24 protein-coding genes and 1 other RNA gene are annotated in these 21,961 nt (G+C 40.8%); 20 read left to right on the top strand and 5 right to left on the bottom strand.

All coding sequences use genetic code 11. From position 1 onward, the window contains the following. Positions 1-96: 96 nt before the first annotated feature. The 6 genes from AABK40_RS05775 (at position 97) to AABK40_RS05800 (ending at position 6,153) form a co-directional block, all read left to right on the top strand. A complete protein-coding gene (locus AABK40_RS05775; protein ID WP_338397890.1) occupies positions 97-1,086 on the top strand; it encodes a Smr/MutS family protein in 990 nt (329 codons plus the stop codon). A 144-nt stretch (positions 1,087-1,230) separates the two neighbouring features. Then, an RNA gene (rnpB, locus tag AABK40_RS05780) (RNase P RNA component class A) lies at positions 1,231-1,604 on the top strand. Positions 1,605-1,680: 76 nt separating this feature from the next. Beyond that, positions 1,681-2,838, top strand: coding sequence for a sigma-54-dependent transcriptional regulator (locus tag AABK40_RS05785; RefSeq protein ID WP_332920476.1), 1,158 nt, complete (start codon positions 1,681-1,683; stop codon positions 2,836-2,838). Positions 2,839-3,158: 320 nt separating this feature from the next. Beyond that, positions 3,159-4,040: a glycine betaine ABC transporter substrate-binding protein gene (locus AABK40_RS05790; protein WP_338397891.1), complete on the top strand. Its 882-nt coding sequence runs from the start codon at positions 3,159-3,161 to the stop codon at positions 4,038-4,040. A gap of 82 nt (positions 4,041-4,122) precedes the next feature. Further along, positions 4,123-4,674 carry a YehS family protein gene (locus tag AABK40_RS05795; RefSeq protein ID WP_332920478.1) on the top strand — a complete coding sequence of 184 codons (552 nt, stop codon included), beginning with the start codon at positions 4,123-4,125 and terminating at the stop codon, positions 4,672-4,674. A gap of 144 nt (positions 4,675-4,818) precedes the next feature. Beyond that, a complete protein-coding gene (locus AABK40_RS05800; RefSeq protein WP_338397441.1) occupies positions 4,819-6,153 on the top strand; it encodes a DDE transposase in 1,335 nt (444 codons plus the stop codon). Positions 6,154-6,494: 341 nt separating this feature from the next. Here the strand turns inward: AABK40_RS05800 and AABK40_RS05805 are convergent, their stop codons facing one another. The 3 genes from AABK40_RS05805 to AABK40_RS05815 form a co-directional block, all read right to left on the bottom strand. Then, a complete protein-coding gene (locus AABK40_RS05805) occupies positions 6,495-6,686 on the bottom strand; it encodes a cold-shock protein (protein ID WP_332920479.1) in 192 nt (63 codons plus the stop codon). 283 nt (positions 6,687-6,969) lie between these two features. Continuing rightward, positions 6,970-7,476, bottom strand: coding sequence for a DUF6933 domain-containing protein (locus tag AABK40_RS05810; RefSeq protein WP_332920480.1), 507 nt, complete (start codon positions 7,474-7,476; stop codon positions 6,970-6,972). 287 nt (positions 7,477-7,763) lie between these two features. Further along, a complete protein-coding gene (locus tag AABK40_RS05815) occupies positions 7,764-8,576 on the bottom strand; it encodes a hypothetical protein (protein WP_338397892.1) in 813 nt (270 codons plus the stop codon). Positions 8,577-8,884: 308 nt separating this feature from the next. Here AABK40_RS05815 and AABK40_RS05820 point away from each other — a divergent pair, with 308 nt between their 5' ends. From AABK40_RS05820 to AABK40_RS05875, 12 genes are all read left to right on the top strand, one after another. Continuing rightward, entirely contained in the window at positions 8,885-10,234 is a 1,350-nt protein-coding gene (locus AABK40_RS05820; RefSeq protein ID WP_338397893.1) for a DEAD/DEAH box helicase, read from the top strand. A gap of 535 nt (positions 10,235-10,769) precedes the next feature. Further along, the gene (locus tag AABK40_RS05825) at positions 10,770-12,401 is read left to right on the top strand and encodes an ABC-F family ATP-binding cassette domain-containing protein (RefSeq protein ID WP_338397894.1); all 1,632 of its coding nucleotides are present in this window, start codon (positions 10,770-10,772) and stop codon (positions 12,399-12,401) included. 323 nt (positions 12,402-12,724) lie between these two features. Beyond that, the gene (locus AABK40_RS05830; RefSeq protein ID WP_338397895.1) at positions 12,725-13,621 is read left to right on the top strand and encodes an SH3 domain-containing protein; all 897 of its coding nucleotides are present in this window, start codon (positions 12,725-12,727) and stop codon (positions 13,619-13,621) included. Positions 13,622-13,734: 113 nt separating this feature from the next. Further along, entirely contained in the window at positions 13,735-13,947 is a 213-nt protein-coding gene (locus tag AABK40_RS05835) for a hypothetical protein (RefSeq protein ID WP_338397896.1), read from the top strand. A 23-nt stretch (positions 13,948-13,970) separates the two neighbouring features. Continuing rightward, positions 13,971-14,111 carry a hypothetical protein gene (locus tag AABK40_RS05840; RefSeq protein WP_338397897.1) on the top strand — a complete coding sequence of 47 codons (141 nt, stop codon included), beginning with the start codon at positions 13,971-13,973 and terminating at the stop codon, positions 14,109-14,111. Between the two features lie 41 nt (positions 14,112-14,152). Continuing rightward, a complete protein-coding gene (locus tag AABK40_RS05845) occupies positions 14,153-14,482 on the top strand; it encodes a hypothetical protein (RefSeq protein ID WP_338397898.1) in 330 nt (109 codons plus the stop codon). Between the two features lie 167 nt (positions 14,483-14,649). Continuing rightward, positions 14,650-15,240, top strand: a complete 591-nt coding sequence (locus AABK40_RS05850; RefSeq protein WP_338397899.1) for an SMI1/KNR4 family protein — start codon at positions 14,650-14,652, stop codon at positions 15,238-15,240. A 132-nt stretch (positions 15,241-15,372) separates the two neighbouring features. Next, complete coding sequence (locus AABK40_RS05855) at positions 15,373-15,537, top strand: hypothetical protein (protein WP_338397900.1); 165 nt, start codon at positions 15,373-15,375, stop codon at positions 15,535-15,537. 85 nt (positions 15,538-15,622) lie between these two features. Next, positions 15,623-15,901 (top strand): AHH domain-containing protein, encoded by a 279-nt coding sequence (locus tag AABK40_RS05860; protein WP_479681204.1) that lies wholly within the window; start codon positions 15,623-15,625, stop codon positions 15,899-15,901. 2 nt (positions 15,902-15,903) lie between these two features. After that, complete coding sequence (locus tag AABK40_RS05865; protein WP_338397901.1) at positions 15,904-16,512, top strand: imm11 family protein; 609 nt, start codon at positions 15,904-15,906, stop codon at positions 16,510-16,512. A gap of 68 nt (positions 16,513-16,580) precedes the next feature. Beyond that, complete coding sequence (locus AABK40_RS05870) at positions 16,581-16,844, top strand: hypothetical protein (protein WP_338397902.1); 264 nt, start codon at positions 16,581-16,583, stop codon at positions 16,842-16,844. Positions 16,845-17,038: 194 nt separating this feature from the next. Continuing rightward, positions 17,039-18,238 (top strand): hypothetical protein, encoded by a 1,200-nt coding sequence (locus AABK40_RS05875; protein WP_338397903.1) that lies wholly within the window; start codon positions 17,039-17,041, stop codon positions 18,236-18,238. Between the two features lie 199 nt (positions 18,239-18,437). Here AABK40_RS05875 and AABK40_RS05880 read toward each other — a convergent pair whose 3' ends face one another. Then, complete coding sequence (locus AABK40_RS05880) at positions 18,438-18,977, bottom strand: toxin-antitoxin system YwqK family antitoxin (RefSeq protein WP_338397904.1); 540 nt, start codon at positions 18,975-18,977, stop codon at positions 18,438-18,440. A 173-nt stretch (positions 18,978-19,150) separates the two neighbouring features. Between AABK40_RS05880 and AABK40_RS05885 the strand changes: the two genes are divergently transcribed. Continuing rightward, positions 19,151-19,420, top strand: a complete 270-nt coding sequence (locus AABK40_RS05885) for a hypothetical protein (RefSeq protein ID WP_338397905.1) — start codon at positions 19,151-19,153, stop codon at positions 19,418-19,420. 649 nt (positions 19,421-20,069) lie between these two features. On the opposite strand, the gene AABK40_RS05890 is transcribed toward AABK40_RS05885, so the two are convergent. Beyond that, positions 20,070-20,339, bottom strand: a complete 270-nt coding sequence (locus tag AABK40_RS05890; RefSeq protein WP_332920487.1) for a hypothetical protein — start codon at positions 20,337-20,339, stop codon at positions 20,070-20,072. 101 nt (positions 20,340-20,440) lie between these two features. Between AABK40_RS05890 and mnmE the strand changes: the two genes are divergently transcribed. Further along, the gene (gene mnmE, locus AABK40_RS05895) at positions 20,441-21,817 is read left to right on the top strand and encodes a tRNA uridine-5-carboxymethylaminomethyl(34) synthesis GTPase MnmE (RefSeq protein WP_338397906.1); all 1,377 of its coding nucleotides are present in this window, start codon (positions 20,441-20,443) and stop codon (positions 21,815-21,817) included. The last annotated feature ends 144 nt before the right edge of the window (positions 21,818-21,961 follow it).

The following is a 21,961-nucleotide window of genomic DNA, read 5'->3' on the forward strand; positions in this document are numbered from 1 at the left end:
TTTGGGCTATTGCTGATTTCCGCTTTGGGATTTATTTTCTCATTTTGGGAATTTGACCAATAGCCTTTTTGAACTAAAAGAATAAATAATAAAATAATGAATATAGGTGATCGCGTTCGATTAATGCATGATAATCAAGAAGGAATTATTGTGCACATCACAAAAAACAATATCGTTGAAATTGAAATTGAAGACGGTTTTGTGATTCCTGTTGCTGCCCGTGAGGTGGTGGTGATCTCGCAAGAGGAAAACAACTATTTCGGTAACGATATGGCAGAGGAAGGGAACAAGCAGCATAAAACAAAGGACGATGAGTTTTTCGTGCCTGCCAAGCCTGTAAGTTCCGCTCGGGGAGTGTTTATGGCTTATACCAAACTCGGCCACGAAATCCTTGAAGCGATATTAATTAACAACACCGATTATACACTGGTATTTTCAGTAAGTGAAGAATTGGAGCACCATAAACATCACGGTGTTTCTGCGGGAGTTATTCTGCCTAAAAATTACCAACGAATCCATAAACGCTCGATCCGTACTTTCGACGAATGGCCTGCGCTTAATGTGCGATACATGATGCATTCGGAAGATCACTTTGAAGAGGCTGGGCTTTTTCAGCGACGCCTGAAATTCAAAGCGGCCAATTTTTTCAAAACCGAGAAAGAAGCGCCAGTATTGAATGAGTCTTGCTACCTGGTGCAGATTGATCAGGACGTGAAAACGGTGGATGCTATTGAAATCTCTGAGAAATTAAGTCAGCAACAGGCCAAAGCAACACTTGCAGGAGATGGTTTGCGTGTGGTGCGCCCTGCCGATAAGGTCGATCTTCATATTGAGAAACTTTGCGATGACCCTGAATTTTTGAAGAAGGAGGAAATGCTTGAAATTCAAATGACGCATTTTGCCAAGAAACTCGACGACGCCATAGCCACAGGGATGGATGAAATCATCTTCGTCCACGGTATCGGTAATGGTACCCTCAGAAATAAAATTCATAAGTATCTTTCCAAGGCAAGTCACGTAAGATTTTATGAAGAAACGGAAAAGACCCGCTTCGGCTTCGCTGCCACGCGGGTAAAAATAAAATAGATCTCCCCCTCAAATCGCTGAGGTGTATTCCTAATTTTATTTGTTAAGTTAGAAAAAGTGTGAATTTCACGCTTTTCTGATTTTTTATAAAAATATAAAAGCTGCAAATAGGGGATTTCCTTTGCAGGAATCCTATATTTGCAGTGTGCAAGCTGGCTTATCGCTCCTGTTTAATCAGGTGAGGAAAGTCCGGGCAACAAAGAGTACCGTACTTCCTAACAGGAAGGGCGCCATTTCGATGGTGTACAGAAAGTGCCACAGAAAATATACCGCTCCTCGGAGTAAGGGTGAAAAGGTGGGGTAAGAGCTCACCGCGCTATTGGTGACAATAGTGGCAGGGTAAACCTTACGGGTTGAAAGACCAAATAAACCGGCAGTTCGTGCTTTGGCACGATAAGGGCTACTCGTCCGATGTCGGAGGGTAGGTTGATTGAGCCTGTCGGCAACGGCAGGCCCAGATAAATGATAGGCGTATTCCTCGGAATATACAGGACCCGGCTTACAGGCTTGCACATATTTTCCCCTTTTACAGTTGAAGAATTGAACCTATTCCCATTTTGGGAACTATGATTTTACCCAAGAACTACGAACGACATGCCTAAAATTCTTATTATTGATGATGAACGCAGTATAAGGATGACCCTGAAGGAAATCCTCGAATATGAAAAGTTTGCTGTTGATGAAGCTGCAGACGGAGAAGAGGGTTTGAAAAAGTTGCAAATGGGTACCTACGATGTAGTGCTTTGTGATATTAAAATGCCTAAGATGGATGGTATGGAAGTATTGGAAAAGGCGCAGGATTTAGGTATTGAAACCCAGTTTGTGATGATTTCTGCACATGGGTCCATTGAAACTGCCGTGGAGGCCACAAAAATGGGTGCCTTTGATTTCGTTCCAAAACCACCAGATTTGAATAGATTGCTACTGACCTTGCGTAATGCAATGGATAAAAAGAGCCTGGTGAAGGAAACCAAAGTGCTTAAAAAGAAAGTGGCACGCAAATACCAAATGGTAGGTAGCTCTGAGGCATTGTCTGATGTACAGTCCATGATTGAAAAAGTGGCCCCAACCGATGCCCGAGTATTGATTACTGGGCCAAATGGTACGGGTAAGGAATTGGTTGCGCGCGCCTTGCATGCCAAGAGTGAGCGATCGGGTTCCCCATTGGTGGAAGTCAATTGTGCGGCCATCCCTTCTGAATTGATCGAGAGTGAATTGTTTGGTCATGAAAAAGGTTCCTTTACTTCCGCGCACAAGCAGCGTATTGGTAAATTTGAACAGGCCAATGGAGGAACGCTCTTCCTTGATGAAATTGGTGACATGAGCCTGTCTGCGCAGGCGAAAGTGCTTCGTGCATTGCAAGAACATACCGTTACAAGAGTAGGAGGAGACAAGGACATTAAAGTAAATGTTCGGGTGTTTGCCGCGACAAATAAAGACCTCAAAGCGGAGATTGCTGAAGGTAACTTCCGTGAGGATTTATACCATCGCCTGAGTGTGATTGTGGTGAATGTTCCTGCGCTGAAAGACCGTAAAGAAGATATTCCTGAATTGGTCGATAAGTTTTTGGGAGATATCGCTATGGAGTACGGTAACAGTGCAAAAACCATTGCTGATGATGCCATCAAGGAGCTTCAGAAAGGAGATTGGACAGGAAATATTCGTGAACTTCGTAATGTAGTGGAGCGTTTGGTGATTATGTCTGATAAAGAAATTACCAAATCAGATGTTCAAAAATACGTGGAGGTTTAGCGTCTGTTTAAGGCTTAAAATTCGCAATGAAAATTTAGCGTGTCGTAAAAGTGATGACGGATTATGTTGAGGGAATAGCATCGTTATGCTTGCTCAATAATTCAAAATCAGTTCCAATATTCCGAATTTGGAGTAGGACAGTAAGTATTTTGAAACACCCTTGATTCACTGACATCTTAAAATATTAATAAATTCAAGAAAGCAAACTGTCTCAGTTTGCTTTTTTTATTTCTCAAAAATAGATTTTTATATATTCTTGAATTTTCAAAAGTGGAATATGGTGATTAATTTGATCTTAAATCATATCATCCTTTCCTTCAATGAAAAATTTATTCTCCATTTTTAGTGCCTCCTTGTACCTGATGCTTTCCCTTTTTTGTGGTTGTGCAGGTGAAAACTCAAGTGTTAAACAGGAGTCGGCGCAAAATGCTAAAGAGATCACCTTTGCTTATGTGAATTGGGCGGAGTCCGTCGCGATGACCTATTTGGCGAAATCTGTACTCGAAGCCAAGGGCTATGATGTGAAACTCTTTCAGGGCTCTGCCACCGAGGTGTTCTCTGCCTTGTCCAATGGCGATGCCGATGTTTTTCTGGATGTCTGGTTGCCCAAAACACACCAGCACCTCGTCGATCAGTTTAAGAATGATATCAACCCCGTAGGGCAGACAGTGGCGAATACCAAAACAGGTTTTGTCGTTCCTGCCTATATGGAGCATGTAAATAGTATTGCTGATCTCGATAGTGTAGCGGAACAGTTCGGCGGAATGATTGTTGGTATAGATGAATCCTCTGGTTTGATGGAAAAGGCGAGGCAGGCTATAGCCACTTATCAGCTGAAAATTAATTTGGTGCCTACTGATGGCAAGCGGATGGTCTCCAGGCTGCGCAATGCTGTTCAGCAGGAAGAGCCAATCGTGGTTACCTTGTGGCGTCCACATTATATCTTTGCCGATACCAAATTGAAATTCCTGAAAGATCCGCTCAATGTTTTCGGGGAAGGGGAGTCGATTTATGTCTATGAGCACCGTAAATTCTCGGAAGCAGACCCCATATTGAACAGGTTCCTGAAGAATTTTAAATTGACCAATACCGAATTAAGCAGGCTGATGGAGGCTTTTGAAGATAAAAAAGAAGATCCTGAGATGAGTGCCAAGAAATGGGTGGAGGCGAATAAAATCCTGGTGAATTCTTGGTTTAATTAAATCGTTGTATCTTTGCAGGGAATTTGAAAGTGCCTTGGCGCTTTCATGCTTGTTGAAGAAGAAATAGAAAGAAAAGTATCCTATGGATAATAATGATATAATCAGACAAATCCGTTACACCTTTGATTTTGGTGATGATAAAATGATCAAACTGTTCGCTTTGGGTGATCTGGAGGTGGATCGTGCGACGGTAAGTGACTGGCTGAAGAAAAAGGACGACGAGTCTTTTGTGCAGATCCCTGATGGCGCGCTGTCGCGTTTTTTGAATGGGCTGATGATTGATAAGCGCGGAAAGGCGGAAGGCGTCGAGTACAAGGTGGAAGATCCGATTACAAACAACGATGTGCTGAAAAAGCTGAAAATCGCCCTGACGCTCAAGGATACTGATATTTTGGATATGCTGAGTTCAGTAGATTTCAATTTTGGGAAGCATGAGTTGAGTGCCCTGTTCCGTAAACGTGGGCAGCAGCAATATCGATTGTGTAAAGACCAGGTGTTGCGTAATTTTTTACACGGCATGCAATTGCGCTTCCGTAAAGAGATTGATCATGCCAAGCGTGTGCGTGAGTACCAGGAGGCGACCAAGCCAGTAAAGGGAAAGCCCAATTTCAATAAGTTTAAAAAGAAGAAATAAATCTTCTGAAAAAAAGACGGTCTATCTGAAAACATCTAACTAATAGATATTCAGTGGTTTTAAGTCAGTAAAAGACAAAAAATAACCCCAAATCTCGTCAAAAATGGCGATTTTTGGGGTATTCTTTTTTAAACTGATTTAAAGATGCCAAATAAATATCATCAAACCTCAATTTTTCCCAAAGAATTAACTTTATCCCCAAGGTGGTGGATTTTTAAAGATTCCAAGCTTGGTCAAATTCATCAAGAACTACCATTTGATGAGTTAGCTTCACTTTTACCGGATCCTGAGCATCAAACTGGCCGGCCGGCGCACCTTTCTAAGAAAGGAATGATCGCCTTGGTTTTTCTGAGTTCATGCATGAATGGTATGTCTGACAAGCAACTTCGTGAACGGATAAATACAGATTGGGCTTTGCAGATGTTCTGCTTTCGCCAGTTTTCTGATAACTACACAATCAAAGAACACGGCTATGTTTCTCGGGTGAAAAAGATAGTTGGAGAGCATATTGATTTTGATCTTTTACAGCAGAATATGCTTAGTTCATTCAAAGATGACCTTGAAAATGTAGGAGCAATTCTAATGGATGCCACCTGTTATGAAGTTAAAATCAAAAATCCTACAAGAGTCAAATTGCTCTGGGACACAATATGTTGGGTTCATAATCAGATGAAGTTATGGTGTAAAGCCCTGAAGATTCCTATGCCTCGAAGTCGGTTCAATGATCAGCGGAAGAAACAACTCAACTATCAGAAAAAGAAGAAAAGATCTCATAAGAAAAACCTAAAACGCAGGCGAAGCTTGGTTTACCTGTTGGAGAAATTATTGGGGCAATTTCTAATTATTAGGACTGAAAATAGTGGAACGAAACTTTTGGCTGACCGCGAAACAGCCATTTTTAATATGTGCCAACGAATACTAAAGGAGCAAAAACACTTCTTATCAAACCCTCCTTCGAGTATTCCCGATCGAATTGTAAGCTTCGCTCAGCCACATATTCGTCCGATCGTTCGAGGCAAGGAAAATAAGCCCGTCGAGTATGGTCTGAAAGTTCATATGGTTTCAGTATCAGGTATCAGCTATATCGAACATATGGATTTCTGCGCTTTCCATGAAGGTGTCCGATATCAAAAGACCATTCAGAAGCATACAGCGTTTTTTGGGGAGGTGAATTGCGCTGGTGCCGATAAGCTATATGCTAATAATAAAAACAGGACTTACAGTACGAACAAGGGTATTATCACCTGCTTTCCGAGGAAAGGTCCTAAACCAAAAGACCCTGACAAGCAAAAAGATACATTGGTGAAAGCCTTATCTAATGCGCGGAATACCGTCATGGAGGGAGCATTTGGTAACCATAAAGAAAGCTATGCATTGAAGAAGATTACAGCTCGAAACCCACAGATCCAAATGCTGATGGTTTACACAGGGGTCTTCGCTTCGAATGCCCGCTATTTAAGTCAAAATAAGGTAGCCTAATTGAATTTTATTTTAAGATCGAACAAGCTGTAAAAAGCTTGAAGGGGATTGCTATGCTTATACTTTTTTAACCACCTGATTTATAATGTATTAACCCGGTAATTCTACACAAATGTAGGTTTACCAACTTGTGAATTGTACTATTATTAGAAAGTTAGAAAAAACAAAATCCACCATAACCAAATTTTATTCTGATCGTGGTGGATTTAGGGTGTTTACAGACGAACCGAAAAGATAGACCTTTTTATAAAGGTCTTTTTTTTTGGCTCAAAAAAGTATGGGCATGAAAAAAGCCCAAAAAATTGGGCTTTTTAATAATTCTGGTAATGAATATATTAGTATTAAACTAGTTTAACATTAATCGCATTCAATCCTTTTCTTCCTTCAGTTAGTTCGTATTCTACGAAATCACCTTCTTTTACTTCCTCTGTACAACCAGTAACGTGTACAAAGTACTCTTGTTTTGTGTCTTCATCGATGATGAAGCCGAAGCCTTTCTCATCATTGAAGAACTTTACAGTTCCTTTTTTCATTATTCAAATATTATTGAGTCAAAAGTAAGGCTATTTTTTAGGATCTCAAACATTTCGTCGATAATTATTGATTTTTTTTCAAATTTATTAAAAATCACGCTTCCGCTGAGGGACTTTTAAATCCTGAATTATGCTAAAATGGGCTATTAGAGGCGTTCAGGGCGCTATTTTGGCGTATTCTAACCGTAACTGCCCATTTGTAATAAATGTTGGGCTTTCGTAGCGATTAAATTCCAAATCGTGAAGGGGCAAAAAAAAGACACCTCATTGGGTGTCTGAAATATTATACTGGTTGAAGTGTTTCAACCATCACCTCAATGGGTGGGCGCTTTTTATCTTTGTTCCTTTCAATGTTGGTATATTCAAGGTGATTGAGTTTTGGTGCCTCAGCTTCGAGGTCTCCACCTTTGGTTTGTACCTCCTGCAGGTATTTGGCCATTTCATTCATTGCATGAATAACCTGGTCTGAATTGGTTTTGGTAATTACGATCTTTTCAGGAGAATTCTCGAAATACATATCAATCACTTCCTGCGAAAGTTCATTCTTTTGTGCCGTATTCAAAAATGCCTCTTTAAAGACTTCCTCAAAATTTCGGAAGATGGGCATCGTGGCCTTTGGGTAGTAGAGGGTGTAGAGTGTTAACGCATTGGTAATAATAAGACCCTTTTGACGGCCGAACGAAACCTGGTTCACATACCAATTATAAATATGTGGCTCTGGCTTCTCCTTGGCAATAGGATAAAGTTTTGTGATTTTCTCATTGACGATTTGTGTACAACTAAATATCATAGGTGAAAGGGGGTTAGTCTGCTCGAATCAGGAGACTCGAATAAAAGTATTTATCAGCCATCGTAGGGCATGGACATAGTATCTTATACGCAAAAAATATTATTCTGCATGAAATTTTTGTAAAGAAGTCGGTAAAAAACTTGTTTTGCTTTAAAATGTTATATTTATTTTGGTATTGTTGAATTTTTTTTAGTCCCAATACTATCGATTTTCCCCGCAGGAGCGCCAAAAAAAAGCCAATGCAATTCTGCACTGGCTTTCTCAAAAAATTTTTTTTATTTCAGCAATTAACCTTGTAGCCACTGCCCTGGTGTAATCGGAATCCAGGTAGTGCCGATGCTCTGTCCGCCTGACTGAAAATAAGGCTTGATCTCCAGTCTGATATTATGTGGGTTTTTATCTGTAAGCGCCTTAATAATTCTTGTAAGGCCGCTGTTCCCCTTGAATGTTTCTCCCAAGTGGTATAAATCAGCCACTTTTATCGCAACAGGCAATACCTTCTTCTGGTCGGGCTGAATCTCGAAACCCTCATCCTGCTGGCCAAAGTTATAGGTGAAAGCGTGTGAGGCCTGATCTGCCACAACATTCTGAAAAGCATTGGCACGCAAGGCACTGATGTGTCGAGCGCCCACCGCAATTTCTATGTCAGCAGGTTGCCAATCGCCATTTCCGTCTTTTACCGACAGGCGAACATCCAGACGGCTCATGGCTGCCTCGCGGTTGGTTGTATTGTGCGCAACCACATTGGCGATGAAGACAAGCGGTAACTGTGTTTTGGTGTTCTTCATGCCATTATGAAAGCCATCGCCACTGATCCAGCTGCTGATTCCACCAATGAGCTTATCAATGCCCTGCTCGCCGAAGGTAACGGCCGCCTCTTTAAATACCTCATTGTAATTGTTGGATTGCACGGCGTCTTTCATGGTGTGAAAGCTGATTGCCCCAATGGTAGCATCTCCAATGGCTGGAATTTGCTCCTCCTGGTCGCCCCAAGAGTAATGAAGATTGAACATGTTGAGTGCGTCCATAATTTGGTCGCAACTTTGCAAGCTGACGCCTACACAAACCAATAGCGCAAGGAGCGTGAATTTTAGTTTCATAAGTCAGTTAATTATTGATAAATCCCCCAGTGGCAAACCATTCTGGCGCAATCCACTGCGGAAAGGAGATGTATGTTCTTCAAAATTAATGGAGCGTGATTATTCGACGGCATGAACCCGACGGCTTTAATGAAAATTGATGCTATTGGAAGGGAATTTGAAACAGTTTCAGTAGGGCGGAGAAGAAGGTAAGGCGGCTGATCAGTGATCTTTCGGGTAGCTTCCTGAGCTAAAAATGAATACTCCGAATATTATTTCGTATCTTTGGGGCTGATTGCGCAAAACGGCGCATTTAGTAAACGATATATATGTCATTTGAAAATTTAGGATTATCGTCTTCATTATTGAAGGCGATCGAAGAGCAAGGCTACGACAAGCCATCCCCAATACAGGAACAAGTGATTCCTGTAGTGTTACAAGGGAAGGATGTGTTGGCTTCTGCTCAAACAGGAACAGGAAAAACAGCCGGCTTTACGTTGCCTATCTTAGAGCAATTCACAGAAAATCCTCATCATAATCTCAAGAAGAGAAACATCCGTGCGTTGATTCTAACGCCTACCCGTGAGCTTGCAGCTCAAATTCAGGAAAACGTCATCAATTATTCTAAGCATGTAGATGTCCGTTCAACGGTGATCTTTGGTGGTGTTAAACAGGCCGCTCAGGTTCGTGCATTGCAGAAAGGCGTTGATATTTTGGTGGCCACGCCCGGTCGCTTGCTTGACCTGCACAATCAGGGAGAAGTAAAGCTGAACAAAATTGAAGTTTTGGTTTTGGATGAAGCCGACCGTATGCTTGATATGGGCTTCCATCGCGATATTCAGCGCATCATGAACTTGATTCCATCAAGTCGTCAGACATTGCTGTTCTCCGCGACATTCTCTACAGAAATCCGTCGCCTGGCCTCTAAATTCCTTACCGACCCCGTAACGGTAGAAGTTGCGGCAACCAACACCACCGCCGAACGTGTGAATCAGTCTTTCTATAAGGTGGATAAAACGTCGAAGGCGATGGCCGTTATTCATTTGTTGGAAAAATGGGACGAGGAGCAAGTTCTTATTTTCTGTCGTACCAAGCATGGCGCAAGTCGCCTGAGTAAACGACTTGAGAAGAAAGGGATTTCTTCCGCAGCCATCCACGGCGATAAAAGTCAGCAACAGCGTATTCGTGCGCTTGAAGGCTTTAAAAAAGGCGCCATCCGTGTTTTGGTAGCCACTGATATTGCTGCGCGTGGTTTGGATATCCCCTTGTTGCCATACGTGATCAACTATGAGATGCCGAATGTGCCTGCAGATTATGTTCACCGAATCGGTCGTACGGGTCGTGCCGGCGCAAGTGGTGATGCACACTCATTGGTGGGGCAGGACGAGACAGAATATATGTTGGCCATTGGCAAGCTGTTGAAAAAAGCCATCAAGGCAAAGGTGCTGGAAGGTTTCGAGCCTTCGGACAACCCGCCGAAGATTCCTCAGCACAATAAGCCGTCAAGCAACAAGCCGACAAGAAAGCCCAATGGTGGTGGAGGATTCAAAAAGAAACGTCCGGCAGCAGGAAGTGGCAACAGCGAGCAGGGAGGCAACAGAAATGCTCGAAGTGGCAGACAGAATACCGGCGAAGGCAAAGCGAAATTGTCGAATAATCGCCGTTCGAACCGACGTTAAAATTCCGAATGTGGAGGCATTGCATGCGATGCACCATATGCAATGTCTCACGGCCCAATGCTATCGCGAGAGTCCCTCTCGTGATGGCAATTTTAAGAATTATCAAGAACTGTCGCACAACTCAATTCTTTGAATGAAACCGAAGGCTTGTTTTGATAGCTGTACGGATGTACCTATGGGTGTATCCAAACCACATCAAATTTATGATGGTTCGGGCAGACACATAGGTCAGCCCATACAGCGGTCAAATTACGGTTGTGCAACAGCTCAAGCAGTATGATAATTTGCCCACAGATTAATGGGAATTATGAGATTATATGCGGTTCATATCTAATAATGTATGATGATGAAGATATTTAATTTTACGGTTTGTCTGGTAGTTACAGAAAATATTTATTCGTCATTTAGAAAATCCTTTTAATCTCATTAATCTGTGGACAATAAAAATAATGCAGTATTTGCGGGTTGCGCCACTATTTTACTGTTGTAGTCCAAGCGAGACGCTTGAACTACAAATAAAAACAACATTACAAAAATGATTTCAGTTGACGGACTAACCATGGCGTTCGGAGGAAGAACGCTTTTTGAAAATATTTCTTTTGTGATCAATGAAAGCGACCGTATTGCCTTGATGGGGAAAAACGGCGCTGGAAAATCAACCTTATTGAAAATCCTTGCAGGCGCACAACAGCCTTCGCAGGGAAATTTGTCAGTGCCCAAAGATCGCCGAGTGGCTTATTTGCCTCAGCACCTTTTGACCGAGGACGATGCGACGGTGATGGAAGAAACTTCCAAAGCTTTTGCGCACATCCATGCGATGGAGGCAGAGATCGAGGAGCTGAACCAACAACTGACTACCCGCACCGATTACGAGTCGGACAGTTATATGAAGCTGATCGAGAAAGTTTCGACTTTGAGCGAAGCCTTTTATTCGATCGAAGAAACCAACTTTGAGGCTGACGTCGAGAAAATCCTGAAAGGACTCGGCTTTACGGCGGAAGATTTTGACCGTCCGACCAGCGAGTTCAGTGGGGGATGGAGAATGCGTATCGAGCTGGCGAAATTGCTTTTGCAAAAGCCCGATTTGATCCTGCTGGATGAGCCGACCAACCACATGGACATTGAGTCGATCCAATGGCTGGAAGAATTTTTGATCCGCAGTGGCAAGGCAGTAGTGGTAATTTCCCACGACCGTGCGTTTGTTGATAACATCACCACCCGAACCATTGAGGTAACGATGGGACGCATCTACGATTACAAAGCCAAGTATTCAGATTATTTGGTATTGCGTCAGGAACGTCGCGAGCAACAGCAAAAAGCCTATGACGATCAGCAAAAGATGATCGCTGAAAACAAGGCATTCATTGAGCGATTCAAAGGAACCTATTCCAAAACCAATCAGGTACAGTCGCGCGTGCGGATGCTCGAAAAGCTGGAGCTGATCGAGGTGGACGAAATCGATTCCTCCGCTTTGCGTTTGCGCTTCCCGCCTTCGCCAAGAGCGGGCGGTTTCCCAGTAATGGTGCAGGATTTGAGCAAAAGCTATGACGATCATTTGGTGTTCAAAGAAGCCAACCTGACGATCAAGAGAGGCGAACGTGTTGCCTTTGTTGGGAAGAATGGCGAAGGGAAATCCACCATGGTCAAGGCGATCATGAAGGAGATTGACTTCGAGGGAGAGATGACCCATGGACACAATGTGCAGATCGGTTATTTTGCCCAAAACCAAGCCACGATGATGGACGAAAACCTGACCGTTTTCCAAACCATTGACGATGTAGCCGTAGGGGAGATCCGAAACAAGATCAAAGATCTTTTGGGTGCCTTCATGTTCGGCGGTGATGAATCCTTGAAAAAAGTGAAAGTATTGTCGGGAGGAGAGCGCACCCGTTTGGCGATGATCAAACTGTTGCTCGAGCCCGTGAACCTGTTGATTCTCGATGAGCCAACCAACCACCTCGACATGAAAACCAAGGACATCCTCAAAAGCGCCTTGCAGGATTTCGACGGCACCTTGATCTTGGTATCTCACGACCGTGACTTCCTGACAGGATTGGTGGATAAAACCTATGAGTTCGGAAACAAACAAGTGAAAGAACACCTCGGCGGTATCAACGATTTCTTGGCGAAAAAGAAAATGGCGACGCTGAAGGAGATTGAGAAGTAAAGCAAAAAGAGAACATTTATTGAAGAACAGATCCACTTGGGTCTGTTTTTTTTGTGCCCAAAATTCAGATTGTATAAGAAGGACGGATTGCCTATCTTTTATATTTTAAAATTAACCAACCAATGAGAATTCGAACATGTATAATTTTTTTACTTCTACCATTTTTTGCAACCGCACAGCTTTCGCAGAATGAGATGGGCGGAAATGTTGATTCCTTAGGTTGTAGTACGGAGCCTACAACCAGTCGTGTGGGGGGGGGTGCATTTGGGATACTACGGCTACGTGGGGGGAATATTTAAATAAACTTAATACTATTTTTTCAAATGATAATAGAGAAAGTGAAATATTGGACTATGTTACTAATACTGATAGTGATTTATCCTAAGGTATCGTATGCCGATATTGGAAAGATAATAGATAAAGATGGCTTTGTGAATGTAAGGTCAGCTCCTACGGGCAGTGCTTCAATTTTGACAAAGATCAAGTCAAATGAAATAGTAAGCTATTTTCCTACGGAAAATGAAAAATGGTGGTTGGTCTTGACATTGAAAAATGAAATGGGATTTGTTCATCATTCTCGAATTGAATACCTCCGTGAAGGAGTTAGATTTGGGGAGCAGGATTTATCTTATGAGTATCATTATAAGAAATTTAAATTTGGCGAAGACCAAAATATGTGTTTAAATTTACTGTCATTAAACTTAGAGTTTGTTGATGGTGAAATCCCAATTACAATTATTAATTCCACTACCACTGACTTCATCGTTGATAAAATTTGTTTGGTATCAAAATTAGATACTGTCGAAGCTAAGGTAGTCATTGTTGAGCCTAAATTGTTTAAGCTGTGGTTTGAAGATTATTTTGTTTGGATGAATAGTGGTGGTAAATTTATTAGTGATAAATTATTTCACAGACGAGATTGGAGTCAATTTGATACAAATGGATATGTTTACTTTAAGCATAGTGATTATGTCAAAATAATTTACAATGGTATTTACTATGAATTTGAACTACCCGATAATTTATTGAAGGTTCATGGATTAATGGCATTCGTTCGGAAGGTCTTTAAAAAAGATGGAAAATATTACTTGGTCTGCAGTAGCATCGATTCTGGGCCATTAATTGAAGATTATCTGACCTTTATTTATGAGGTTAATTTTCAGAAAAATGAGTTAGTTAAGGCTGGCTTTGATAGTTATGAGTTTGAGCGAAATGATTAGAGTGATAAATACGCTCCATTGATTGAGAACTTTGTTCTTCGATTGATAAGGTAAATTAGATAAATTTTATTGAGATAGTCATAGTGGGCTATAACATACACTATCGTCAAAATATGATGTATTACACCAACCACCCCAAAATGAAAAAAACATTACTCCTCATCCTAATCTCTCTTACCCTCCCCGCCTTGCGCTATGCACCGGCGAGTTCCGCTTTGTCTGAAGATTTCAGTGTCTGGCTGCAGCATCGCAGTCAGGCGTATGAAGGCGGCATCAGCCGAAACCGTTCTATCCTCACGGCCGTCATGCCGTGGGTAGATGGGTAAGACAACACCCTGCAGGCTATTTAATGAATGAACAGCCTTCGGACACTATGGGGGTGAAGATGCAGGAGGTGGGTGGCTTTGCTGCTTTTTACACCCCTGATCGTAGTACGGGGACTACAACCAGCCGTGTGGGAGGTTTGGTACTTTTGGGATGCTACGAGTAGATGGGGTAAGATACAAATTTTGAATCAACAGTAAAATTGATATGGTAGATTTGGCAATGCATGAAAAAAAGGTACAGGAATTAGAGAGATTTTTTATAGAAACTATCTCAAATCCTAACAACCTAAATACAACTAGTTCAGGAGCAGGGGCTGAATACGGCTTGGAATGCGTCTTAGGTATAAAAAAGGCTATACATTCTTATAATGAAAAATCATCAAACAAGCAATTGAAAAATATATTTTATGGATTTACTGCTATTTCCAGAGGTGTTGAAAGTTTTGTTGATTATGATCTTGAAAATAGCTTTAGGAAAGTCTCAAAAGGCATCTATTCCCTACAAGAGGATTTAAAAATACATATTAAGTGGTGATATGATTTTAGAATATGAGATTTTCAAATCACATATTGATTTTAGAAAGTGATGATATGTTAATTGGTTATTTTGAAAGTTTAATTGATTAATTTATTCCACGAGATTTACATGGGAACATACCACATTCAAGTAGGGTATCAATTTAAGAAGAAATAAGTATTAATATGAAAAATATAAAAGAGCATTTTAATCAATTTGATTTATCTATTGAGTATACACATTCAGACGATGAAATTCTTAATTTCCAATCTTTAATGGAAATAAAGGGTATTACGCTTCCAGAAGAGTATTATGAATTTATTAAATATTATGGATGTGCTTTTATTATGAGTGAAGTTCGAGTAAAGTGTGAAAATACAATTCCAAATGTTAGTTCAGAAGGTAATTATGTTTCAATAGGTGCTTTCTTAAATTGGACAAACAATGATTTCTCAATTAATAAATTGAGAAAATCATTATGTCCTGAACAATTTTCTGAAGACTTTATCCCTTTTGCTGAGGGTGTTTCGGGAGATTATATAGGGTTTAAGTTACTACCTGATGGAAAATATTATATTGCTTATTGGGCACATGAAGAACTTCCCCTAAATGATACATTCTTAATAGCAGATGACTTTGAATCATTTATATTATCAATTGTGCCGTATGAATTTAAAATTCCAGTCAACGTAAAGTTTCTACCTGTGGAAGAGAAACTTACTCCTAAAATGATTGAGTTTTTAAAAAAAACAGGCCAGTGGAATAGAGAAGAATAATGGCAGGTCAGTTTTAGGCACTTTTTCAAGATTGTAGTTTAAATCCATCACATCTAATAAGGCAATTTATCAATCACTCCAACATGAAAAAAAACACTATTCCTCATCCTATTCACCCTTTCCCTCCCCGCCTTGCGCTATGCGCCTGCGAGCTCCGCTTTGTCGGAAGATTTCAGTGTGGGGCTGTTGCATCGCAGTCAGGCGTATGAAGGCGGTATCAGCAGAAACCGTTCTATTCTCACGGCGGTCATGCCGTTGGTAGATGCCCAATACAATGGCCTGCAGGCTATTTTATGAATGAACAGTCTTCGGGTTATATGGAGACTACAACCAGTGGTGTGGGGAGCTCAGTGCTTTTGGGATACTACGAGTAGATGGGGGGATATATGACATAGATAGAAAAAGTAATGGGCTTTATTTAGCAAAGAATGATGATGATGCAGTAGTAGGGATGACAAAAGAATTACCGAGACATTCGGGAAGTCACCCAGTTTATGATGAAGAAATAAATAAGATAATTAGAGAATACACGAATGTATTAAAGGACAATTTTGGTACATTAAATGATGTGCCAAAAGAGCTTATGGAGCGAACTTTAAGCACAATCGAAGACAGGTCTAAAGAAATATTGACAACTTGGAATGCGAATAAATTAAATTAATTATGGAAAAAGTATATAAATTAAAATGGGATTTAGACCATTCTGGTGACTCTGAAAAAGATGCATTTCACTTTACATTTAAAAATGACATTGAATTTGGGGCTGATATTATTAGTACCAGGTACTTTGAACTTCCAGATGAAATTTACTTTCAAGCTAATTTTAGTATAATAAATGAATATGATTACCTATTAAATAGTCTTATGGCTCCTGTTATGAGTAATAGAATGCTTGAAATTATTACTTGTTTAGGAGATACAAATATTCGAGTAATACCTGTAATAATGATTAGTGATTTATATCCAGTTAAATCGATTGATGTTAATAGAATTAAAAAATCAGATAATTTAGTTAATTTTAATTTTAGAATAATTCAAATAATGACTTATACCGATGTGTTTGATTATGGGAACTCAGAATATGATAATGATTTTATTCTACCTGTAGGTAATATCCATAAATTAGTATTAAGAAAGCCTTTAATTGGTTTTCCACCTATTTTTAGAATTAAAGAAAAAGCAAGTGAAATTTTTATTTCTCAAATAACTAAAGAGGCTTTAGAAACTGCAAATATCAAAGGTTGTATTTTTGAGCCTGTTGAGACATCATGATACCTACTTATATAAGTGATTAATTTTTTACTCACTTAAGTATAATTCACAAAAATCAACCACCCAACATGAAAAAACCACTACTCCTCATCCCATTCACCATCACCCTCTCCGCCTGGGCACATGCCCAAATAGGTGGCTTCAGTGCCCTACGGGATTTTTCCGCCTTGCGCTATGCCCCTGCGAGCTCCACTTTGTCGGAAGATTTCAGTGTTGGGCTGTTGCATCGCAATCAGGCGTATGAAGGCGGTATCAGCCGAAACCGTTCTATCCTCACGGCGGTCATGCCGTTGGTAGATGCCCAAGACAATGGCCTGCAGGCTATTTTATGAATGAACAGCCTTCGGGTTATATGGAGACTACAACCAGTGGTGTGGGGAGCTCAGTGCTTTAGGTGTGCTATGAGTAGGTGGGAGGATATTCAGAGAAGAACAGATCTACTCGGGTCTGTTTTTTTATGCCCAAAATTTGAATTGTATAAGAAGGACGGATTGCCTATCTTTTATATTTTAAAATCAACCAACCTATGAGAATTCTAACCTGCATAATTTTTTTGCTCCTTCCAATTTTTGCAACCGCACAACTTCAGCCGATCGGGCAGTTTTTGGGTAAAGATGGTATTCCGATTAATGAGTATGTCGATCGAAATGATCCACGTACAGAGGAAATTAGTCTTTTGTGGAATTATTATTATGGATATTCGGATCTTGAAACAAAGACAACCAACATTTTTGGAAAGGAAGAAATTACAGTTAAGGTGGATGAGGGATTTCAGCTATTTGGGGACACTAAAATTTTCCCTAATTTTTGGGAAAAGGTAGCTGACAGACTTCCTGCTCGCGGGTACACTCATAATGGAGAAAACCACTTGATAGGCTTTTGTTGGAGTAAGGATGACAAGGTTTATGATAATTATTGGGATGAAGATGTTTCAATAACGAAGTATAATGCCATAAAGATTGGTAATGATTCCTTGATTGTTTTTCCATTGGGCAAGAAAAATTATACTTATCGTTTTATATGCAGTTTGGGTGAATGGTCTTTTTTTGAGAGTTATCGAAATAAGAGGACATTATTATTAGATATTTTTGTGATGCATGAAAGTGGAGGGGGGTTATTTCCTTTAATGAAAAAGCAAAGGCAACAAAAATATGCAAAGGATTTTTTTAACTGTGAGTTAATGAACCAAAACCAGGACGTGGTTGATCTGTTTCATAAAAGAGGCTCATATTTAAAAAAAGAAGATCTTTTCCGATATTTTAAGTTTAGGTATAGAATTGAAAATAAGTGTCCTACATATTTCAATGAGTCATGTATTGAAATACAAGACTCATTAAATGCAGAAGTAATGATGACAAGTTCTTTGTCTGATGACTTCAGGTTGATTGAAGATTATTATAATAAAAAGGGGCAATTAATAGAACAAAGAATTATTGAGCTTGGATTGAAAGAAAATGGCCAATTGAATTATCAAATGAAAGGCGCTAAAATTGGGCTGGTTCGAAGGGTTAGTTATTTTTTCCCAGAGGAGGGGACGGTACGAAGAGATATTACCTATGAGAAGCGAAAAAGGATAGTTCTTGACTATTTTCCCAATGGACAGTTACATTATGAGTTCATCGATTACGAAAGTGGTTCGCCCGAATTTTTGAGGGTGATGGACGAAGAGGGGAAGCCGTTGTTAAAAAATGGAAATGGGATATCATGGGGAAAAGTACTTAGATAATAGTTATGATATGATGGACATGCACAATCAGATGCACAATCAGATTCATAATATCTCACCTCCAGTAAACATTAAATATAGAGGCTTTTAATCGATCCCCATGTGGCGGGCTCTCGGTTTTTATTGTGCCTATTGATCATTTCGATTGATCGTGCAGTATTAAAGGCATCAGAGCGTAATTTCTCCCTGATGCTTTTTTTTAGTCTTCCAGGGCGACCTGATCGGTGGCATCCGTCCGCGTCCAGTCTCCGACTAAAAAGCCATCGGAATAGGTTCCTTTTGCGGTAATTTTGCCGTTTTCATCATATTGAATATAGGTGCCATTTCCATTTTTTATGAGCTGGTAGCCAATGCGATTGTAGTATGATTTCAGTTTGAAGCGCTCCCGCTCAGACTGCCCTTCGGCCACGACTTCCCAATAACCTTCTTCCATCAAAAGGCCATTGTCGTACCACCACTGCCATCGTCCCATCTTTTTTCCCTGATCAAAATACTGAATGCTTTTGACCGCTCCATTAGGGTGGTAATAAACAAATTGACCGTGCGGTTTACCGTCAATCATTTGTCCTTTTCGGTGCAGAATGTGGTCAAAAGTATAGGATTGACCACGGCCATTTTCCTGTTCAATGTGGTAATACCTGGCCTCGGTTTCGCCACATAACTCATGGTTGTTATTCAGGTACAGGGTGTCTTGCGCCAGTGGCGTCAACAGATAGGCGAGAGGTAAAAGTAAAGACATAAAAGTAGATGGATTAAAAGCCTTTAATTTACAATATTTTTTATCAATATAATATATCGTCAGCGTTGATTTTTTAGATCACATCCCACATATTATTTTTCTAAATGAATAGTCTGTATCTTTGCAGGAATTCTAAACAGGGAGTGAAAACTCAAAATTTGACATGCAATAATATGAAGTGGGAAGCGGATACTTATCTTTTTCAGACTATTCAGGGAGAAATGAATTTAGTGATGGAGGGACACGAATTGTTGTCTGAAAACCCTCTGACTTATCAGGTACAAGCCAGCGGAAAGGAACTTCGTGTACAGTTTGGCGAAGAAAATATTGTGGTGTTTGAAGGCGATCAAGAAGCTTGTACTATTGCTATTGCGACCATTGATGAATGGGTAGATGAAGAAGCGGAAGCTTTGGGCTTTTTGGATGAATTTGAGGAGGAGTAACCTTCGGATTTATCCATTCAAACATTAATTAGGGCTACCCGTAAATAGCGCGTATTTTTCTTGGAGGCTCCTGCATCAAAAAGGACAGAAAGAGGTTTTTGATTTGCGATGGGATATCCGATTTGCGAAATAAAAAAATCTGTGGAAACCGGTGTAATCTGTCGGCAATATAAAATAGTGCAATAATTTGTGTTGCACCGCTCTTGGGCTTGAAATGCTTGTTGAGACATAATTCATGATGTCTCACATCGCATTTTTTGAATAAATCTAAGGGCACCTGAAAGATCAGCGTTGTGTTAGACATTAAAAATATCGTCTCTACGGGGTGCTATTCTAATCTTAAATGACATTGGTTCAGTCGATACAGCGGATTAATTACTATGAATCCTATCGGGGTCGTTGCATAACCATAAATTGATTTTGCCCTACAAAATTTTATTTGGTCACTGTAGGGGCTGACCTGTGTGTCTGCCCGAATCATCATAAATTTTGGTGGGTTGGATACACACATAGGTGCATCCGTACAGCTCACGAAATAATATTATGCACTATATGCAGAGCGCTGAGTTGTGCGACAGTCCCTGATCACTATAACAAAAACAAAAAAAATCCCACAACTTAACGGCTGTGGGATTTTTCATTTTCACCCTTATTCAACAATCTCCACATCACTCGCTTTGAGTTTGCACTGATCCCATTTTGGGTGCTGAACAATCATCTCTTCCAACAAATACTGAGGCCACTGATCCAAAGCATCAGCCTTGAATTCGACCAGCAAAGTAGGGTTTTCTGAATTTGGATTACTGATTTTCATAATCGTAACGACCTGCCCCCCCAATTGCAATTCATTCTCCAATGGGTTCACAACACCATCTTTGATCTTGACCAATTGTCCGCGTTTATAAGTAGTTTCTGCCATAACAGTTTTATTAATTTAAAGCTTTAATACGTGAAATTATCAAATTGCAGACCAATCCACAAATTTGATTATCTTTGCAACAAATAATAAGGAGAAATTATATGAACCCAATTGCATCCATGGACGATACGATCGTCGCATTGGCAACGCCACAAGGAGTGGGCGCTATCGCTGTCATCCGTCTTTCGGGGAAAGAGGCGATCGCAATTTGTAATAAAGTATTTCGTGGCAAAGACCTCACTAAGCAGGAAAGCCACACGATTCATTTCGGTACCATCCGCGATGGAGAAAAAATCATTGATGAGGTGTTGGTGTCGTTGTTCATCGCGCCGAAGTCTTTTACCAAGGAAGATGTCGTAGAGATTTCCACCCACGGCTCCCCTTATATTATAAAGCAGGTTATTCAATTGTTCCTGCGCGAAGGTGCCCGATTGGCCAGGGCTGGGGAGTTTACCAAGCGCGCCTTCATGAATGGGCAGTTCGACCTCGCTCAGGCCGAGGCCGTAGCCGATTTAATTCATTCGGATTCCGAAGCAGCACACAGCGCGGCGATGAATCAGATGCGTGGAGGGTTTTCAGCGGAAATTGCTGCCCTGCGTGATCAGTTAATTTACTTTGCGTCGATGGTGGAGCTGGAACTTGACTTCTCGGAAGAGGATGTTGAGTTTGCCGATCGCACGGAACTTCAAAATCTGGTCAATAGGTTACAGACGGTAATCAAGAAACTGATCGATTCCTTTGATCTGGGGAATGTCATTAAGAACGGCGTGCCTACCGTAATCGCGGGAAAGCCAAATGCGGGAAAATCTACCTTGCTCAATGCCTTGCTGAATGAAGAAAAAGCGATTGTTTCTGACGTCGCAGGAACGACACGGGATTTTATTGAAGATGAAATTCACCTCGAAGGACTCTCATTCCGATTCATTGATACGGCTGGTTTGCGAGATACCGACGACAAGGTGGAGGCCATCGGCGTCGAGCGAACGCGTGAAAAAATGAAACAGGCATCAGTAATCATTTACCTTTTCGATTTGGTGAATGAATCGCTGGAAGACATTAATGCTGAAGTCAAAAATCTCGAAGCGCAGTCGATCCCATTCATCAAAGTAGGCAACAAAATTGATGAAGCGGATGCCGAAAAAATCGCCAGCCTGAAAGCACAGGACGGCTGGTTATTTATCTCCGCAGGAAAGAAAGAAAACCTGGAAGAGTTGAAAGATCAGCTGGTGTCGAAAGTCAACCTGCAGGAAATCAAGTCTGGCAACACGGTGGTGACCAATGCTCGCCATTACGAATCACTGATTCGTACCAGCGAAGCATTAGACAATGTGACTACCGCCATTGCCGCCCAAATCTCTGGCGACCTGATGGCCATGGACATCCGCGAAGCCCTACATTATTTGGGGGAAATCAGCGGAACCGTTACAACAGATGACCTGCTGGAAACCATTTTCAGCAAGTTTTGTATCGGAAAGTAATACCTCCGACCGTCTAAGAATAATACTACCGAAGCCCTGCTATCTTGCTGATAGTGGGGCTTTTGTCGTTTTATGAAATTTGTCCAGTTGGTATAATCCATTACATTTGAGAAACAAGTCCGTCCCTTTTGAGAAATTTCAAGG

The sequence above is a fragment of the Persicobacter psychrovividus genome (assembly GCF_036492425.1).
In the GTDB taxonomy this organism is placed as follows: Bacteria; Bacteroidota; Bacteroidia; order Cytophagales; family Cyclobacteriaceae; genus Persicobacter; species Persicobacter psychrovividus.

Bases quoted from the DNA above. Each gene is read 5' to 3' on its own strand.
- AABK40_RS05775 (WP_338397890.1), top strand. From the start codon at position 97: ATGAATATAGGTGATCGCGTTCGATTAATGCATGATAATCAAGAAGGA.
- AABK40_RS05785 (WP_332920476.1), top strand. From the start codon at position 1,681: ATGCCTAAAATTCTTATTATTGATGATGAACGCAGTATAAGGATGACC.
- AABK40_RS05790 (WP_338397891.1), top strand. From the start codon at position 3,159: ATGAAAAATTTATTCTCCATTTTTAGTGCCTCCTTGTACCTGATGCTT.
- AABK40_RS05795 (WP_332920478.1), top strand. From the start codon at position 4,123: ATGGATAATAATGATATAATCAGACAAATCCGTTACACCTTTGATTTT.
- AABK40_RS05800 (WP_338397441.1), top strand. From the start codon at position 4,819: ATGCCAAATAAATATCATCAAACCTCAATTTTTCCCAAAGAATTAACT.
- AABK40_RS05805 (WP_332920479.1), bottom strand. From the start codon at position 6,686: ATGAAAAAAGGAACTGTAAAGTTCTTCAATGATGAGAAAGGCTTCGGC.
- AABK40_RS05810 (WP_332920480.1), bottom strand. From the start codon at position 7,476: ATGATATTTAGTTGTACACAAATCGTCAATGAGAAAATCACAAAACTT.
- AABK40_RS05815 (WP_338397892.1), bottom strand. From the start codon at position 8,576: ATGAAACTAAAATTCACGCTCCTTGCGCTATTGGTTTGTGTAGGCGTC.
- AABK40_RS05820 (WP_338397893.1), top strand. From the start codon at position 8,885: ATGTCATTTGAAAATTTAGGATTATCGTCTTCATTATTGAAGGCGATC.
- AABK40_RS05825 (WP_338397894.1), top strand. From the start codon at position 10,770: ATGATTTCAGTTGACGGACTAACCATGGCGTTCGGAGGAAGAACGCTT.
- AABK40_RS05830 (WP_338397895.1), top strand. From the start codon at position 12,725: ATGATAATAGAGAAAGTGAAATATTGGACTATGTTACTAATACTGATA.
- AABK40_RS05835 (WP_338397896.1), top strand. From the start codon at position 13,735: ATGATGTATTACACCAACCACCCCAAAATGAAAAAAACATTACTCCTC.
- AABK40_RS05840 (WP_338397897.1), top strand. From the start codon at position 13,971: ATGAATGAACAGCCTTCGGACACTATGGGGGTGAAGATGCAGGAGGTG.
- AABK40_RS05845 (WP_338397898.1), top strand. From the start codon at position 14,153: ATGGTAGATTTGGCAATGCATGAAAAAAAGGTACAGGAATTAGAGAGA.
- AABK40_RS05850 (WP_338397899.1), top strand. From the start codon at position 14,650: ATGAAAAATATAAAAGAGCATTTTAATCAATTTGATTTATCTATTGAG.
- AABK40_RS05865 (WP_338397901.1), top strand. From the start codon at position 15,904: ATGGAAAAAGTATATAAATTAAAATGGGATTTAGACCATTCTGGTGAC.
- AABK40_RS05870 (WP_338397902.1), top strand. From the start codon at position 16,581: ATGAAAAAACCACTACTCCTCATCCCATTCACCATCACCCTCTCCGCC.
- AABK40_RS05875 (WP_338397903.1), top strand. From the start codon at position 17,039: ATGAGAATTCTAACCTGCATAATTTTTTTGCTCCTTCCAATTTTTGCA.
- AABK40_RS05880 (WP_338397904.1), bottom strand. From the start codon at position 18,977: ATGTCTTTACTTTTACCTCTCGCCTATCTGTTGACGCCACTGGCGCAA.
- AABK40_RS05885 (WP_338397905.1), top strand. From the start codon at position 19,151: ATGAAGTGGGAAGCGGATACTTATCTTTTTCAGACTATTCAGGGAGAA.
- AABK40_RS05890 (WP_332920487.1), bottom strand. From the start codon at position 20,339: ATGGCAGAAACTACTTATAAACGCGGACAATTGGTCAAGATCAAAGAT.
- mnmE (WP_338397906.1), top strand. From the start codon at position 20,441: ATGAACCCAATTGCATCCATGGACGATACGATCGTCGCATTGGCAACG.